Raw genomic sequence first — 14,092 nt, 5'->3', positions numbered from 1 at the left:
TGCGCCCGGCGGGGCGCGACTGGCTGGGCGAGGCTCGGCGGCGACTTCGTGGCGGGAAATGCGCGAGCTGACCGCGGCAGCGGGCCGGGCGAGATCTGCGGGTCGGTGCGTGCCTGACCGACGGGTCGCGCACTCGGGTCGTCGGAGGCGATCGCCGGCCGGTGGCGGAGAGTTGGCCTCGTCACTATCGCCGACGCCACGAGCAGCGGCTGCGAGCAGGCGCGTCCGCCGGATCCGGGTCCTGGCCCGGTCCAGCAGGTCGACCGGCACGCAGGCCTGTCACCTGCGACGATCCGTGCGCCTTCGTACCAGGAAGGAGACAAACCGGGAGCGCATCCAAAGGACTGGACCACACCACAGCAGCACCCGGCGGGGCCACTCGGGTCACGCCGCCGGGTGGCGGTACACCTACGTCGGCGGCGGTGCTGGCAAGATCTTCACAACCACGAGATACGGTGTTGTGCTGTGACCGCGATTCGCGATCGCCAGAGCGATCCAGATGCCGACGACGTCCCCGTGCCGTGGGACGAGCGTCCTGTCGTCGGTTCGAGGCGCGGGCTGCCGTGGTGGGCGGCGGTCCTGGTCGGCCTCGGCCTGGCGGTCGTAGGCGCCCTCATCGGCAAGCCGAGCCAAGGCAGCATCCCGGTGATCTTCACCGTCTGCTACATCGCCGGGGCCGTCATCGCGGTCTGCGCGGTGCGGCGGCGGGGCCTGTTCGGGCCGATGGTGATGCCGCCGCTGGTGCTGGCCGTGACCGTGCCCGGTGTGATCCTGCTGACCTCGGGGTCCCAGGGCGACGACATGCTGTCCAAGGCCCTGAACATCGGCACCCCGCTGATCAACGGCTTCCCGACCATGGCGATCACCACCGGCCTCACGCTGCTGATCGGCTTCGTCCGGATGTTCCGCGAGCGCGACCCCGACGCCCCGAAGAAGGGCAAGGCCGACCGCCGCCGGGCGGACGAGGACGACGAAAAGCCGTCCACGCGCGCCGCGGCGACGTCGGTCGGCGGGCGTCCGCGGCCGTCCGGGTCGAACCGCACGGGCCAGACGCCGGTGCCCCCGAGCGACCGCCGTGGCCGCGAAGGCGAACCGCCGCGGCGTCCGCGCCCGCCCGCGGATGGCGAACGCCGAGCGCCACGCGCCGGCGCGCCTGCCGAACGCGACCGCGGCGCCCGCAAGCCTCCGCCGGCCGGCCGGCGCACCCCGCCCCCCGCGGACAGCGACCCCCGCCGGCGCGGCGACGCACCGCGGCGGCGTCCGCGCCCGCCCGCGGAAGACGGCCGTGACACGCCGCCGCCCCGCCGCCCGTCCGGTGGGCGGGGTGCCCCGCCGCGCCGGAACCGTCCCTGGGACGACGAAGAGCGCTGACGACCAGCGAAGAGGCGGTCACCTTCCGCGGAAGGTGACCGCCTCTTCGTCTACACAGGATTCGGCGACAGCTCGACTGGGGACGCCGGCAAACCCAGCACGACGGACCCCCCCAACACGGTGGAGGCGACGGCGCGAGCCGCGACCGAAACCGGCCAGCCTCAGACCTTCCGCAGCTCCTTCGGCGGCGCGAAGGTGATCTTCTCGTTCGCCGTCGTCACTTCGTCGACGTCGCCGTAGCCGCGCTCGGCGAGCCACGCCAGCAGGTCCATCACCAGCTCGTCCGGCACCGACGCTCCCGAGGTCACCCCGACCGTCGTCACGCCGGACAGCCACGCCTCGTCGACTTCGTGCGCGAAGTCGACCAGGTACGACGCCCGAGCACCCGCCTTCAGGGCCACCTCGACCAGGCGCTTCGAGTTGGACGAGTTCGTCGAGCCGACCACCAGGACCAGGTCGCACTCCGCCGCCATCGCCTTGACCGCGACCTGGCGGTTCGTCGTCGCGTAGCAAATGTCGTCGCTCGGCGGGTCCGCCAAGCCGGGGAAGCGCTCGCGGAGCTGGTCGACGCGCTCCATCGTCTCGTCGACCGACAGCGTCGTCTGGGACAGCCAGATCACCTTCGACGGGTCGCGGACCTCGACCTTGTCGACGTCCTCGGCCGTGTCGACCAGCTGGACCTTGTCCGGCGCCTCGCCGGCCGTGCCCTCCACCTCTTCGTGGCCTTCGTGGCCGATCAGCAGGATGTCGTAGTCGTCCTTCGCGAACCGGTTGACCTCCTTGTGCACCTTCGTCACCAGGGGGCAGGTCGCGTCGATCGTGCGCAGGTTCCGGTCGGCCGCCTCCGCGTGCACCATCGGCGAGACGCCGTGGGCGGAAAACACCACCAGCGCGCCCTCGGGCACCTCGGACGTCTCGTCGACGAAGATCGCGCCGCGCTCGCGCAGCGTCTCGACCACGTGCTTGTTGTGCACGATCTCCTTGCGGACGTACACCGGGGCGCCGTAGACCTCGAGAGCCTTCTCGACGGCGATCACCGCGCGGTCGACGCCGGCGCAGTAACCACGGGGCTTGGCGAGCAGCACCCGCTTGCCGGAAGCGGTGCCGGTGATCGTCGGGGTACCCGCGGGCTCGATTCCGGGACTCGCTGAACTCATGGCACCCAGGGTACGGGCAGTCCCGAGACGAACTCGAAGTCCCGTTCGGGTGAGCTTCGTCCCCCTTCCGCGGTGTGCGGGGGGTCACGCAACGCGCCCGAACCCACCCGTTCGGTTGGGCACAATGGCGGATATGCGGCAGGCTGGAGGCATGAAGCCATTCCCGCTCCCCCTCCGGGTCGCCGCGGGCCTCGCCGTCAGCACCGCCGAGCGGGTTCGTGAGCTTCCCCGGCAGCTCGCCGGGCTTCCGGTCACCGTCGTCAGCCAGGTGCTCCAGGCCTCCATGCGGGTCCAGCAGCACGTCACCGAGCTGGCGATCAAGGGCGACAACGCCCTGTCGAGCCTGCGCCCGGTCGAGGACACGCCCAGCTGGGCGACCTTCGACGAAGACCTCGACGCCGCGCCGCAGCCGAGCCGCACGCCGGTCGCCGACGTGCCGGAGCCCCGTTCGGAAATCAACGGTCACGTTCCGTCAGTGGCCGAACTCGAAGCGGAACTGGGCGATCCGTGGGCCGAAGAGGAGCGCGCGCTCGCCGAGGACCACGCCGAGGGCGAGAACGACGCCCCGGAGGAAACCAAGCCCAAGCCCGGCACGCCCAAGATCGACAAGAAGGCCAAGAGCGACATCCCGCGGACCAGCGCCGCCGGGTACGACGGTCCCGCCGGGCTGACCGGCTACGACCAGCTCACCCTCCCCCAGCTGCGGGCCCGCCTGCGTCAGCTCTCGATCCCCCAGCTCGAGACGATCCTCGAGTACGAGCGCGCGAACGCCGACCGCTCGTCCTTCACCGGGATGCTGTCCCGCCGGATCGCCAACGCCCGCAAGGCCGAGCAGGCCGGGGAAGACGGCCAAGAGAACGGCCAGTGACCGAAACCGAAACGAGCACCGCGGACAAGCCGTGGCCCGTCCGCACGGTCGCGCGCAAGATCGGCGACTGGATCCACCGGCTCGGCAGCGTCTGGGTCGAGGGCCAGGTCACGCAGGTCAGCTCCCGGCCGAACACGCAGACCGCGTTCCTGACGCTGCGTGACCCGTCGGCCGACGTCTCGATGTCGGTGACCTGCCCGAACTGGCTGATCCGCGAGATGGAGCCGCCGCTGCGCGAGGGCGCGAGCGTGGTGGTGCACGCCAAGCCGTCGTTCTTCTTCGGCCGCGGCACGCTCAGCCTGCGCGCCGACCAGATCCGCGCCGTCGGCATCGGCGAGCTGCTCGCCCGGATCGAACGCCTGAAGAAGCTGCTGGCCGCCGAGGGCCTCTTCGCGCCGCAACGCAAGCGGCCGGTCCCGTTCCTGCCGACGGGCGTCGGGCTGATCACCGGCCGCGCGTCGGCGGCCGAGCGGGACGTCCTGGTCAACGCCCAGACCCGGTGGCCGCACGTCCGGTTCAAGGTCATCAACACCGCCGTGCAGGGCTCGCAGGCCGTCCCGCAGGTCATGCGCGCGCTGCGCATCCTGGACGCCGACCCCGAGATCGACGTCATCGTCATCGCGCGCGGCGGCGGCAGCGTCGAAGACCTGCTGCCGTTCTCCGACGAGGCGCTCTGCCGCGCGGTCTCGGCCGCGGGCACGCCGGTGGTCAGCGCAATCGGACACGAGCCGGACACTCCGCTGCTCGACCACGTCGCCGACCTGCGCTGTTCCACGCCGACCGACGCCGGCAAGCGCATCGTCCCGGACCTCCGCGAGGAGACCGAACGCGTCCGCCAGATGCGCGACCGCGGACGCCGGGCGCTGCACGGCTGGGTCGACACCCAGACCCGGCTGCTGACGCAGATCCGCAGCCGTCCGTCGCTGGCCGATCCGCTCGGCCCGGTCCAGCGGCGCCAGGACGACGTCGACGTCCACCGCGAACGCGCGCGCCGCGCCATGCTGACGCTGCTGGCCAAGGACCAGGCCGAGCTGGTGAGCGCGCGGGCCCGGCTGACCGCGCTCGGCCCGGCCGCGACGCTGGCCCGCGGGTACGCGGTCGTGCAGTTCCTCGACGCCGAAGGCAACCTCCAGGTACTCCGCTCCGTCTCCGAAGTCGAGGCCGGTGCCCAGCTGCGTGTGCGGGTGGGTGATGGCGCGATCGGCGCGGTGGCGGAAGGAGAGCAGGGGTGAGAGCGACGTTCCTCCCGCTCACCGTGGACGCGGCCCGGCGCCTGGGCGCGCGTCCGCTGCTGGACCAGGCGATGCGCACCGACCGGGCTGCCGCCGAGTGCTGGACGGCGCTGCTGGCGGGCTGCGGCACCGCGGCCCGCCGAGACCTGGGCCCACAGCTGCGGCGGCTGTCCGAGGCGACGTCGACGCAGGTCGGCTCGCGCTGGTGGTTCGCCGAGGGTGCCGGGCACCGCAAGCGCGTCGCCGGCGCGCAGGAAAACCTCGAAGAGGCGATCGCGGACGGTGACGGGCAGGAGTTCGCCCTGGCGTTCGTCGGGTACGACCACGCCATGGCCAGCGCGGTAGTGTGCGCGCACAGCCCAAGCCGGAAGGTCGGAGAACGCCCAGCGTGAGTGAAGCAGCCAGCGAGGAACTCGGCTACGAGCAGGCCCGGGACCGCCTCGTCGAGGTCGTCCGCGAGCTCGAAGCCGGCGGTCTGTCCCTCGAGCAGTCGCTCGCGTTGTGGGAGAAGGGCGAGAAGCTCGCGAAGGTCTGTGAGCGCCATCTCGAAGGCGCGCGCGAGCGGATCGAGGCTGCTCTGGCGTCCGTGGAGGACGACTCCGAGCAGTGAGGTAGGCCATGCCGACGGTATCTGGAAACACGGCGGGTATCTGACAGACTGAACGCCCGCCAGTTCCACGATCCGGGAGGCCTGATGTCCGCCGCAGAGAGTCGTCGTGAAGCGCCCGACCGCAACCTCGCGATGGAGCTGGTCCGGGTCACCGAAGCCGCCGCGATGGCCGCCGGCCGCTGGGTCGGCCGCGGCGACAAGATCGGCGGGGACGGCGCGGCCGTCGACGCGATGCGCCAGCTCGTCTCGACGGTGTCGATGCGCGGGGTCGTGGTGATCGGCGAGGGCGAGAAGGACGAAGCGCCCATGCTGTTCAACGGCGAAGAGGTCGGCAACGGCGACGGGCCGGACTGCGACGTCGCGGTCGACCCGGTCGACGGCACCACGCTGATGGCCAAGGGGATGCCGAACGCCCTCGCGGTGCTCGCGGTCGCCGAGCGCGGCGCGATGTTCGACCCGTCCGCGGTGTTCTACATGGAGAAGCTGGCCGTCGGCCCCGAGGCAGCGGGCAAGGTGGAGCTCGGCGCGCCGATCGCGGAGAACATCCGGCGCGTGGCCAAGGCGAAGAACAGCAGCGTCGGCGACGTCACCGTGTGCATCCTGGACCGCCCGCGCCACGAGCAGATCATCAAGGAGGTCCGCGACGCCGGCGCGCGGATCCGGTTCATCTCCGACGGCGACGTCGCGGGCGCGATCGCCGCGGCCCGCCCGACCACCGGCGTCGACATGCTGATCGGCATCGGTGGCACCCCCGAAGGCATCATCGCGGCCTGCGCGATGAAGTGCCTCGGCGGCGAGCTGCAGGGCCGGTTGTGGCCGAAGGACGACGCCGAGCGCGAGAAGGCCATCGCCGCCGGGCACGACCTCGACCGCGTGCTGCTGAACGACGACCTCGTCCGCGGCGACAACGTCTTCTTCTGCGCCACCGGCGTCACCGACGGTGACCTGCTGCGCGGCGTCCACTACCGCGAGGGCGGCGCGACGACGCAGTCCATCGTGATGCGGTCCAAGTCCGGAACCGTCAGAATGATCGACGGCTACCACCGGCTGAACAAGCTGCGGGCGTACTCCTCGGTCAACTTCGACGGCCACCTGGACGCGCCCGACGACGACGTCGTTCCCCCGCTGCCGTAAGGAGACCCGTGCCCAGGCGACTACTGGCCCTGCTGGTCCTGCTGTTCGCCTCGGTCCCCGCCACCGCGTCGGCCGACCCCGTGATCGTCGGGGGCGGCGACGCGGACCAGCCGTACCCGTTCGCGGTGTCGCTGCACTCCCCGACCGGCAAGCTCTTCTGCGCGGGCGCGCTGATCGCCCCCACCTGGGTGGTGACGGCCGCGCACTGCGCGTTCGACAAGACCCCGGCGGCGATCTCCGTGCGGGCGGGCACGAACGACGTGGGCCAGGGCGGCGAGGTCGCCCAGGTCGCCGGCATCATCGTGAACCCGGCGTTCAACACGCAGAGCCCGGCGGGCGACATCGCGCTGCTGCGGCTGGCGGCGCCTGCGGAGGCGGCACCGATCGGCCTGGCGACGGCCGCGGCACCGGGCACGGCGACCCGGATCCTCGGCTGGGGCCAGACCTGCCCGAAGGTCGGCTGCGGCGGGATCCCGACGACGTTGCAGCAGCTCGACACGCACATCGTCGAGGGCTCGAAGTGCACGTCCGTCTTCGACGGCACGGCCGAGCTGTGCACGGACAACCCCGGTGGCAAGGCCGGAGCGTGCTTCGGCGACTCAGGCGGGCCCGAGATCGTCCGCGACGGCGACCACTGGCTGCTCGCCGGGGTCACCAGCCGTCCGGGCAACAACGACCCGGTGTGCGCGTCGGCGCCGTCGATCTACACGTCCGCCGTCGCGTACGCGCCGTGGATCGCGGAGAAGACGAAGGCCTGACCCTACTGTGCCGATGAGCAGTAATCCGACCACAGTCACGGCCGAACGACTTCGTAGCAACGGTCACGTGCCGCGTGGGGGGCGGCCTACTTTTGGCCGGATTACTACTCTGCGTTGCTCGAGTGGCCCGGGAACAGGTGGGCGTCCGGGTCGAGCGCGACGGCGATGTTGTTGACGGCTGTCGCGGCCTCGCCGAAGCCGGTCGCGATCAGCTTGACCTTCCCCGGGTACGCGGCGACGTCGCCGGCGGCGTAGACGCGTTCGCGTGCGGTCGCCATCGTCGAGTCGACGGCGATGGCGCGGTGGCTGATTTCCAGGCCCCAGCTTTCGATCGGGCCGAGGTCGGCGGTGAACCCGAGCGCCGCGACGACGGCGTTGGCCGGCAGCCGCTCGTCGCCGGCGCCCTTGATCGAGACGTCGACGGCTTCGAGCGCGCCACTCTCGTTCTCGACGAACCGCGTGACCTCGGCGTCGGTGATGATCCGGGTGCCAAGCTCGCGCGCCTGCCGCACGATCGACTCGGCGGCGCGGAACTTGGCGCGGCGGTGCACCAGCGTCACGCTCGCAGCGACCGGGTGCAGCGCGAGGATCCAGTCGAACGCCGAGTCGCCGCCGCCGACGACCACGACGTGCTGCCCCGCGTGCGCCTGCAGCGACGGGACGAAGTGGACCATGCCGCGGCCGAGCCAGCCGTCGCCGGCGGGCAGCGGGCGCGGGGTGAACTCGCCGATGCCCGCGGTGATCAGCACCGCGCCGGCTTTGAGGGTCTTGCCGCCGTCGAGGGTGAGCTCGACGCCGTTTTCGAGCGTCTCCAGCTTTTCGGCCTTGCGCCCCAGCAGGTACTTCGGCTTCCACGGCGCGGCTTGCTGCACGAGGCCGTCGACCAGGTCGCGGCCGCGGACTTCGGCGAACCCGCCGACGTCGTAGATCATCTTCTCGGGGTACATCGCCGTCACCTGGCCACCGGGTTCGGGCAGCGAGTCGACCACCGCCATGGAAAGGCCGCGGAACCCGGCGTAGTAGGCGGCGAACAGCCCGGTCGGGCCCGCGCCGATGATCACGAGGTCGTAGGAGTCCCCAGAAGCTTCAGTCATGCTCGCTCCAGCCAGTGGTGGATGGCGGTGATCGAGAACACAGCCGATCCTAGCCGGATCGGAGTTCACTCGACGGGGTGCGACACAGGCGCCCGGACGACCGGCGCCCGCCGTGGGGTGTGCGGCGGACGCTGCTGAGCGCGACCGCGGCGACAGTGGTGCTGCACGGCTGGCTCGTTCTCGCGGTGTGGCTCGGGCTGCCGTCGGCTTCGCCGGTGGGTTTTCTCCCGTTCGTCTTCGTGGCTTTCGCGGCCCTGGTCGCGTTCGGCCGCTGGCTGGCCCGGACGGGGCTCCCGCTCGCGCTGCTCGGGCTGCTGCCGGTGCTCGCCGCGTTGCAGGGCGGCTGGCTCGCGGCGGGCGACGAAGTCCTGCTTTCGCGGGGAAAGCCGGTCGAAGTGCTGGTGACCGCGGAGTCCGCGCAGCGCCTGAAGGCCGGGATCGACTACACGTACGACCTGCGGAACCCGGACGGGAGCCCGGGTTCACTCGACCCGGGGGTGGGTACGCGCCTGACGGTCGGCAGCCGGGTGACTGTCGTCGAGGATCCTGACGGACTCGTCGCGACCCAGCTCCCGGGGCGGCAGGACCCGACGGTGCCGCTGGTGTTCGCGTGCTTGGGCGTGGCGAGCCTGGTGGCGGCGATCGTCGTCACGGCGGTGCTCGGCGAACGGCGCAGGGTGCGCAACGCCACCACGCGGTGACCCGCGAACAGGTCCAGAATCGGTGTCATGGCTGATCAGGAATACCGGATCGAACACGACACCATGGGCGAGGTCCGCGTGCCTGCCGACGCGCTCTACCGCGCGCAGACCCAGCGGGCCGTCGAGAACTTCCCCATCTCCGGCCGGGGCCTGGAGCGCGCCCAGATCCGTGCGCTCGGCCTGCTCAAGGCCGCCGCCGCGCGGGTGAACCTCAAGCTGGGCGTGCTCGACGCCGACGTCGCGAACGCCATCGCGGCCGCCGCCGACGAGGTCGCCGAGGGCGCGCACGACGCGCACTTCCCGATCGACGTCTTCCAGACCGGCTCGGGGACGTCGTCGAACATGAACGCCAACGAGGTCATCGCGACCCTCGCCACCCGGGCCCTCGGCCGGGACGTGCACCCGAACGACCACGTCAACGCGTCGCAGTCGTCGAACGACACCTTCCCGACGACCATCCACGTCGCCGCGACCGAAGCCGTCCTCAAGGACGTCATCCCCGCGCTCGAATACCTCGCCGGCGCGATCGAGGTCCGGGCCGCGGAGTGGGCCGACGTCGTGAAGTCCGGGCGCACGCACCTGATGGACGCCGTGCCGATCACGCTCGGCCAGGAGGCCGGCGCGTGGGCGTCGCAGGTCCGGTTCGGCGTCGAGCGGCTGAAGTCGGGCCTGCCGCGCCTCGGCGAGCTGCCGATCGGCGGCACGGCCGTCGGGTCGGGCCTCAACGCGCCGGACGGCTTCGGCTCCGGCGTCGCCGCCGAACTCGCGACGGTGACCGGGTTGCCGCTGACCGAGGCCCGCGACCACTTCGAGGCGCAGGCGACGCAGGACAGCGTCGTCGAGACGTCCGGGCACCTGCGCACGATCGCCGTGTCGCTCAACAAGATCGCGAACGACCTGCGCTGGCTGGGTTCCGGCCCGCGCACCGGATTGGCCGAGCTGGCGCTGCCGGACCTGCAGCCCGGCTCGTCGATCATGCCCGGCAAGGTGAACCCGGTGATCCCGGAGGCGACGCTGCAGGTCGTCGCGCAGGTGATCGGCAACGACGCGGCGGTGGCGTTCGCGGGCGCCGCGGGCAACTTCCAGCTGAACGTCAACCTGCCGGTGATCGCCCGCAACGTCCTCGAGTCGGCGCGCCTGCTCGCGGCCGTCTCGCGGCTGCTGGCGGACAAGGTCTTCGACGGCGTCAAAGCCAACGTGGACCGCGCCCGCACCTACGCGGAGGGCTCGCCGTCGATCGTGACGCCGTTGAACAAGTACATCGGCTACGAAGAAGCCGCCGCGGTCGCGAAGCAGGCGTTGAAGGAGCTGAAGACGATCCGCGAGGTCGTCATCGAGCGCGGCTACGTGAAGGACGGCAAGCTCACCGAACAGCAGCTCGACGAGGCGCTCGACGTCCTCCGCATGGCCCGCGGCGGCAAGTGACCGCTACCGCCGGCGCAGGCGCTTGTCCGCCAGCGCCGGCGGCGTGTAGTCCTTCTCGGCCGAGTTGAGGTCCGTGCCCGGCGGGACGATCTCGTCGATCCGGTCCAGCACGTCGTCGTCGAGGACGAGGTCCGCGCCGGCCAGCAGGTCGTCGAGCTGCGCGGGCGTGCGCGGGCCGATGATCGCGGACGTCACGCCGGGGTGCGCCCGGACGAACGCCGTCGCCAGGTGCGTGAGCGGGCGGCCCAGGTCGTCGGCGATCTTCTTGAGCCGCGCGATCGCCTCGAACTTGCCGGCGTTCGCGGGCAGCGCCGGGTCGAACTTGTGCGCCTGCAACGTCCGGCGGCCCTCGGAAAGGTCCACATCGGACGGCTTGACGTACTTCCCGGACAGCCAGCCGCTGGCCAGCGGGCTCCACGTCAGGACGCCCATGCCGTACTTCTGGGCGGTCGGCAGCACCGCGGCCTCGATCGCCCGGTTGAAGATCGAGTACGGCGGCTGCTCGGCACGGAACCGCGCCAGGCCGCGCTTTTCCGCCACCCACTGGGCTTCCACGATCTGCTCGGCCGGGAAGTCCGACGACCCGATCGCGCGCACCTTCCCGGCGCGCACGAAGTCCGTCAGCACCGACAACGTTTCCTCGATGTCGGTCGCCGGGTCGGGCCGGTGGACCTGGTAGAGGTCGACGTGGTCGGTGTCGAGCCGCCGCAGGCTGTCGTCCAGCGCCCGCGTCAGCCAGCGCCGCGAAAGCCCGCCCTGGTTGGGGTCGGCCCCCATCCGGAAGAAGCCCTTGGTGGCCAGCACGACCTCGTCGCGACGGCCCTTCAGGGCCTTGCCGACGATCCGCTCGTTCTCACCGTGCGAGTACATGTCCGCGGTGTCCCAGAAGTTGACGCCCGCGTCGAGCGCCGTGTGCAGCATCCTGACGCCCTCTTCGTGGTCCGGGTTGCCCCACTCGCCGAGCATCATCGCGCCGAACGCGTACTCGCTGACCGAAATCCCCGTGCCGCCCAAAATTCGTCGTTCCATGCCACCACTCTGGAAGCGGCCAGAGCGCCGGACCAGGTCACGCTCAACCTGGGTCCGGCAGTACCAGGCAGGAATCCGCGGGCCGGGGATACTGATGGCATGAGTGACGCAGCCGAGCTGGGCGCCTTCCTGAAGGCGCGTCGCGCCGCACTGGACCCCGCCGACCTGGGCCTGCCGCCCGGAATCACGCAGCGGCGGGTCAAGGGCCTGCGCCGCGAAGAGCTGGCGCAGCTGTCCGGGATCAGCGTCGACTACTACACGCGGCTGGAGCAGGGCCGCGCGAGGAACGTCTCGGACGCGGTCCTCGACGCGCTGGCCCGGGCACTGCGGCTCAACTCCGGCGAGGAGTCCTACCTGCGCAACTTGGCCGCGCCGAAGCGCCGCGACGAGCGCGCGCCGCAGCGGATCCGGCCCGAGCTGCAGCAGCTGCTCGACGCGATCCAGGCACCGGCGTTCGTCTTCGGGCGGTACCTGGACGTGCTGGCCTGGAACGCGCTCGGCGGCGCGGTCGCGTTCGCCTTCGCCGAGCTGGACGAACCCAACATGCCGAAGCTGATCTTCCTCGACGAGCGGGCGAAACGGCTGCACCCGGAGTACGACGCGGTGTGCCGCGAGCTGGTCGCGAACCTGCGCGCCGAGAGCGGCAGGCACCCCGGCGACCCGGGGTTCGCCCAGCTGATCGGCGAGCTTTCGCTGGCGAGCGAGCAGTTCCGGAAGCTGTGGGCGGAGCACGCGGTGCAGGAGAAGGCGCAGGGCTGGAAGGTACTGATGAACCCCGTCGTCGGCGAGCTGCGGCTGCGCTACGAGACGCTGCGCCTGCCCCAGGACCCCGACCAGGGCCTGGTCGTCTACCACGCCGAACCGGGGTCCGAAACCGAACGCGCGCTCGGCCTGCTGGCCAGCTGGATCGCCGCCGATGAACGACCGGTGAACACTCGGTCGTCGCAACCCCACACCGGGTGAAGCCTGCCTAGGCTTCTGGACCTGGGGAGCCGGGGGTAGAGGAGCAGCACGGTGGGCGTCGGCGCGACGATGCAGTCACTCGCCGAGATCCTCAGCTCGGACTCGGGCAGCCTCGTCCTGGGGATCGCCGCGCTGGTCGCGATCGCCGCGCCGTTCATCGACCGCTACTTCATCCGGCGGCGCCGGCTGACGTTCCGGGTGCTCTACAACTCCAAGATCGGGCTCTCCCCGATCGACCTGCACGACGGCGAAAACGGCTCGGCGCAAGCGGATCCGCAGCTGGAGCGGACCGCGCGGCTGCTGAACCGGATGAGCGTCGTGGTGATCCGGATCCACAACACCGGCGGGTTCGACATCGCACCCGGCGACTTCGAAATCCCGCTGTCGTTCACCTTCGGCAGCCGGATCGTCTGGGACGCGCGCGTGTCCGACGCGACCGACGACGGCCTGCGCCAGCACGTCCGCGACGGCCTCGAGTTCTTCACGCGGGACACGCCGCAACGGCCGGTCGAAGGCGTGAAGCTGTCCCGAGTGCGCGCTTTGCTGCCGAAACGGCTCGCCGGGCTGGCCGCCGCCGATGCCCCGCCGCCCGAAGCACCCGAGTGGCACGGCGTGCGGTTCGCACGGCTTTCCCTGAAGCGCAAGGAGAAGTTCAAGCTGGTCGTCGTGCTGCGGGAGTCCGACGGGCACGACGGCGAGATCAGCAAGGAGATCCGCCACCACGCCCGGCTCGCCGCCGGCCGGATCAAGGACGACCGCAAGCAGCGCCGGTTCGGCTGGCCGGTGATCACGACGGCGGTCGGCGTGCTCCTGACCGGCGCCTTGCTCGCGACGCTGCTCGTCTCGTGGTCCCGGCCGAGCGACTCGGCGCAGTGCGCCACCGGGAAGCTGGCGGTCGAGGGGTCGAGCGCGTTCGTGCCGATCATCGACAGCATCGCCGCGGAGTACCACGGCCAGTGCGACGGCGCGGCCATCACGACCCGGGCGACCGGCAGCGTCACCGGCGTCCGCGCGCTGGCCCCGGTCGACGCGGCGGGCAAGGACGAGCTGGCGGTGCTCTCGGACGGCCGCTCCGGCGAAGCGGGCCCCGACCTGGAGACGAAGGCCGTCGCGGTGGTCGTGTACAGCCTGGTCGTCAACCGGGCCGCCGGGATCGACCGGCTGACGACCCAGCAGGTCAAGGACATCTTCAGCGGCCGGGTGCGCAACTGGGACCAGCTGCGGCCGGGCCCGTCCGTGCCGATCGGGATCGTCGGGCGCGGGCAGGAGTCGGGCACGCGCAAGACGTTCGAGCAGAAGGTCCTCGGCGGCGCGGAGGACCGGCTGACGTCGGATTCGTGCCGCAAGCCGGAGCGCGACCCGGCGGCGGCGACCACGCGCTGCGAGCGCGGCACGACCGCCGAGGTGCTCACCGAGGTCGGCGCGGTACCGGGCGCGATCGGGTACGCCGACGTCCCGGCGGCCAAGACAGCAGCCGCCCGCGACCAGCAGGTGACGATCGTGCAGCTCGACGGCCACTACCCCGACGTCACGACCGTGGACGCCGGATACCGGTTTTGGACCGTCGAGTACCTCTACACCAAGGGCGTGCCGTCGAACGGGAGCGTGCTGAAGCGGTTCCTCGACTACCTGGCGAGCCCGACCGCGCGGGCCGAGCTGCAGGACGCCGGGTACACGCCGTGCGTGGCCAAGGACGGCCTGCTCGACCCCCACTGCACCAGGCCCGACATCTAGTCATCCGGAAATTGTC

14 protein-coding genes are annotated in these 14,092 nt (G+C 71.5%); 11 read left to right on the top strand and 3 right to left on the bottom strand.

Features of this window, described 5'->3' with window-relative positions; translation table 11 throughout:
• Positions 1-465: 465 nt before the first annotated feature.
• Positions 466-1,371: a DUF6542 domain-containing protein gene (locus OG738_RS17940; RefSeq protein WP_329055345.1), complete on the top strand. Its 906-nt coding sequence runs from the start codon at positions 466-468 to the stop codon at positions 1,369-1,371.
• Between the two features lie 161 nt (positions 1,372-1,532).
• On the opposite strand, the gene OG738_RS17935 is transcribed toward OG738_RS17940, so the two are convergent.
• Positions 1,533-2,528 carry a 4-hydroxy-3-methylbut-2-enyl diphosphate reductase gene (locus OG738_RS17935; protein WP_329055343.1) on the bottom strand — a complete coding sequence of 332 codons (996 nt, stop codon included), beginning with the start codon at positions 2,526-2,528 and terminating at the stop codon, positions 1,533-1,535.
• 151 nt (positions 2,529-2,679) lie between these two features.
• Here OG738_RS17935 and OG738_RS17930 point away from each other — a divergent pair, with 151 nt between their 5' ends.
• The 6 genes from OG738_RS17930 (at position 2,680) to OG738_RS17905 (ending at position 7,130) form a co-directional block, all read left to right on the top strand.
• Positions 2,680-3,396: a lipid droplet-associated protein gene (locus tag OG738_RS17930; protein ID WP_329055342.1), complete on the top strand. Its 717-nt coding sequence runs from the start codon at positions 2,680-2,682 to the stop codon at positions 3,394-3,396.
• Entirely contained in the window at positions 3,393-4,628 is a 1,236-nt protein-coding gene (gene xseA / locus OG738_RS17925) for an exodeoxyribonuclease VII large subunit (RefSeq protein ID WP_329055340.1), read from the top strand. Before OG738_RS17930 ends, xseA begins: the two co-directional genes overlap by 4 nt.
• Positions 4,625-5,020, top strand: coding sequence for a hypothetical protein (locus tag OG738_RS17920; protein ID WP_329055337.1), 396 nt, complete (start codon positions 4,625-4,627; stop codon positions 5,018-5,020). The genes xseA and OG738_RS17920 overlap by 4 nt, the downstream gene beginning before the upstream one ends.
• A complete protein-coding gene (locus tag OG738_RS17915) occupies positions 5,017-5,238 on the top strand; it encodes an exodeoxyribonuclease VII small subunit (protein WP_013229792.1) in 222 nt (73 codons plus the stop codon). The genes OG738_RS17920 and OG738_RS17915 overlap by 4 nt, the downstream gene beginning before the upstream one ends.
• A gap of 84 nt (positions 5,239-5,322) precedes the next feature.
• Positions 5,323-6,372, top strand: a complete 1,050-nt coding sequence (gene glpX, locus OG738_RS17910; protein WP_329055326.1) for a class II fructose-bisphosphatase — start codon at positions 5,323-5,325, stop codon at positions 6,370-6,372.
• Between the two features lie 8 nt (positions 6,373-6,380).
• Positions 6,381-7,130 carry a S1 family peptidase gene (locus OG738_RS17905; RefSeq protein WP_329055324.1) on the top strand — a complete coding sequence of 250 codons (750 nt, stop codon included), beginning with the start codon at positions 6,381-6,383 and terminating at the stop codon, positions 7,128-7,130.
• Between the two features lie 104 nt (positions 7,131-7,234).
• On the opposite strand, the gene OG738_RS17900 is transcribed toward OG738_RS17905, so the two are convergent.
• A complete protein-coding gene (locus tag OG738_RS17900) occupies positions 7,235-8,224 on the bottom strand; it encodes an NAD(P)/FAD-dependent oxidoreductase (RefSeq protein ID WP_329055323.1) in 990 nt (329 codons plus the stop codon).
• Between the two features lie 77 nt (positions 8,225-8,301).
• On the opposite strand from OG738_RS17900, the gene OG738_RS17895 reads away from it, so the two are divergent.
• On the top strand, positions 8,302-8,925 hold the full coding sequence (locus OG738_RS17895) for a hypothetical protein (protein WP_329055322.1): 624 nt from the start codon (positions 8,302-8,304) through the stop codon (positions 8,923-8,925).
• 27 nt (positions 8,926-8,952) lie between these two features.
• The gene (locus OG738_RS17890) at positions 8,953-10,350 is read left to right on the top strand and encodes a class II fumarate hydratase (protein ID WP_329055321.1); all 1,398 of its coding nucleotides are present in this window, start codon (positions 8,953-8,955) and stop codon (positions 10,348-10,350) included.
• Positions 10,351-10,353: 3 nt separating this feature from the next.
• Here OG738_RS17890 and OG738_RS17885 read toward each other — a convergent pair whose 3' ends face one another.
• Positions 10,354-11,379, bottom strand: a complete 1,026-nt coding sequence (locus OG738_RS17885) for an aldo/keto reductase (protein ID WP_329055320.1) — start codon at positions 11,377-11,379, stop codon at positions 10,354-10,356.
• A 99-nt stretch (positions 11,380-11,478) separates the two neighbouring features.
• On the opposite strand from OG738_RS17885, the gene OG738_RS17880 reads away from it, so the two are divergent.
• Both OG738_RS17880 and OG738_RS17875 read left to right on the top strand, forming a co-directional pair.
• Positions 11,479-12,342, top strand: coding sequence for a helix-turn-helix domain-containing protein (locus OG738_RS17880; RefSeq protein ID WP_329055317.1), 864 nt, complete (start codon positions 11,479-11,481; stop codon positions 12,340-12,342).
• A 51-nt stretch (positions 12,343-12,393) separates the two neighbouring features.
• Positions 12,394-14,076, top strand: a complete 1,683-nt coding sequence (locus OG738_RS17875; RefSeq protein WP_329055316.1) for a PstS family phosphate ABC transporter substrate-binding protein — start codon at positions 12,394-12,396, stop codon at positions 14,074-14,076.
• Positions 14,077-14,092: the final 16 nt, after the last annotated feature.

The organism is Amycolatopsis sp. NBC_01488, from assembly GCF_036227105.1.
Lineage (GTDB): Bacteria > Actinomycetota > Actinomycetes > Mycobacteriales > Pseudonocardiaceae > Amycolatopsis.
Note: the sequence above shows the minus strand (reverse complement) of the source record. Positions and strands in the feature narration are given on the sequence as shown.

Excerpts from the sequence above, each read along its gene's own strand:
- OG738_RS17900 (WP_329055323.1), bottom strand. The coding sequence starts at position 8,224 with ATGACTGAAGCTTCTGGGGACTCCTACGACCTCGTGATCATCGGCGCG.
- OG738_RS17935 (WP_329055343.1), bottom strand. The coding sequence starts at position 2,528 with ATGAGTTCAGCGAGTCCCGGAATCGAGCCCGCGGGTACCCCGACGATC.
- OG738_RS17880 (WP_329055317.1), top strand. The coding sequence starts at position 11,479 with ATGAGTGACGCAGCCGAGCTGGGCGCCTTCCTGAAGGCGCGTCGCGCC.
- glpX (WP_329055326.1), top strand. The coding sequence starts at position 5,323 with ATGTCCGCCGCAGAGAGTCGTCGTGAAGCGCCCGACCGCAACCTCGCG.
- OG738_RS17890 (WP_329055321.1), top strand. The coding sequence starts at position 8,953 with ATGGCTGATCAGGAATACCGGATCGAACACGACACCATGGGCGAGGTC.
- OG738_RS17885 (WP_329055320.1), bottom strand. The coding sequence starts at position 11,379 with ATGGAACGACGAATTTTGGGCGGCACGGGGATTTCGGTCAGCGAGTAC.
- OG738_RS17930 (WP_329055342.1), top strand. The coding sequence starts at position 2,680 with ATGAAGCCATTCCCGCTCCCCCTCCGGGTCGCCGCGGGCCTCGCCGTC.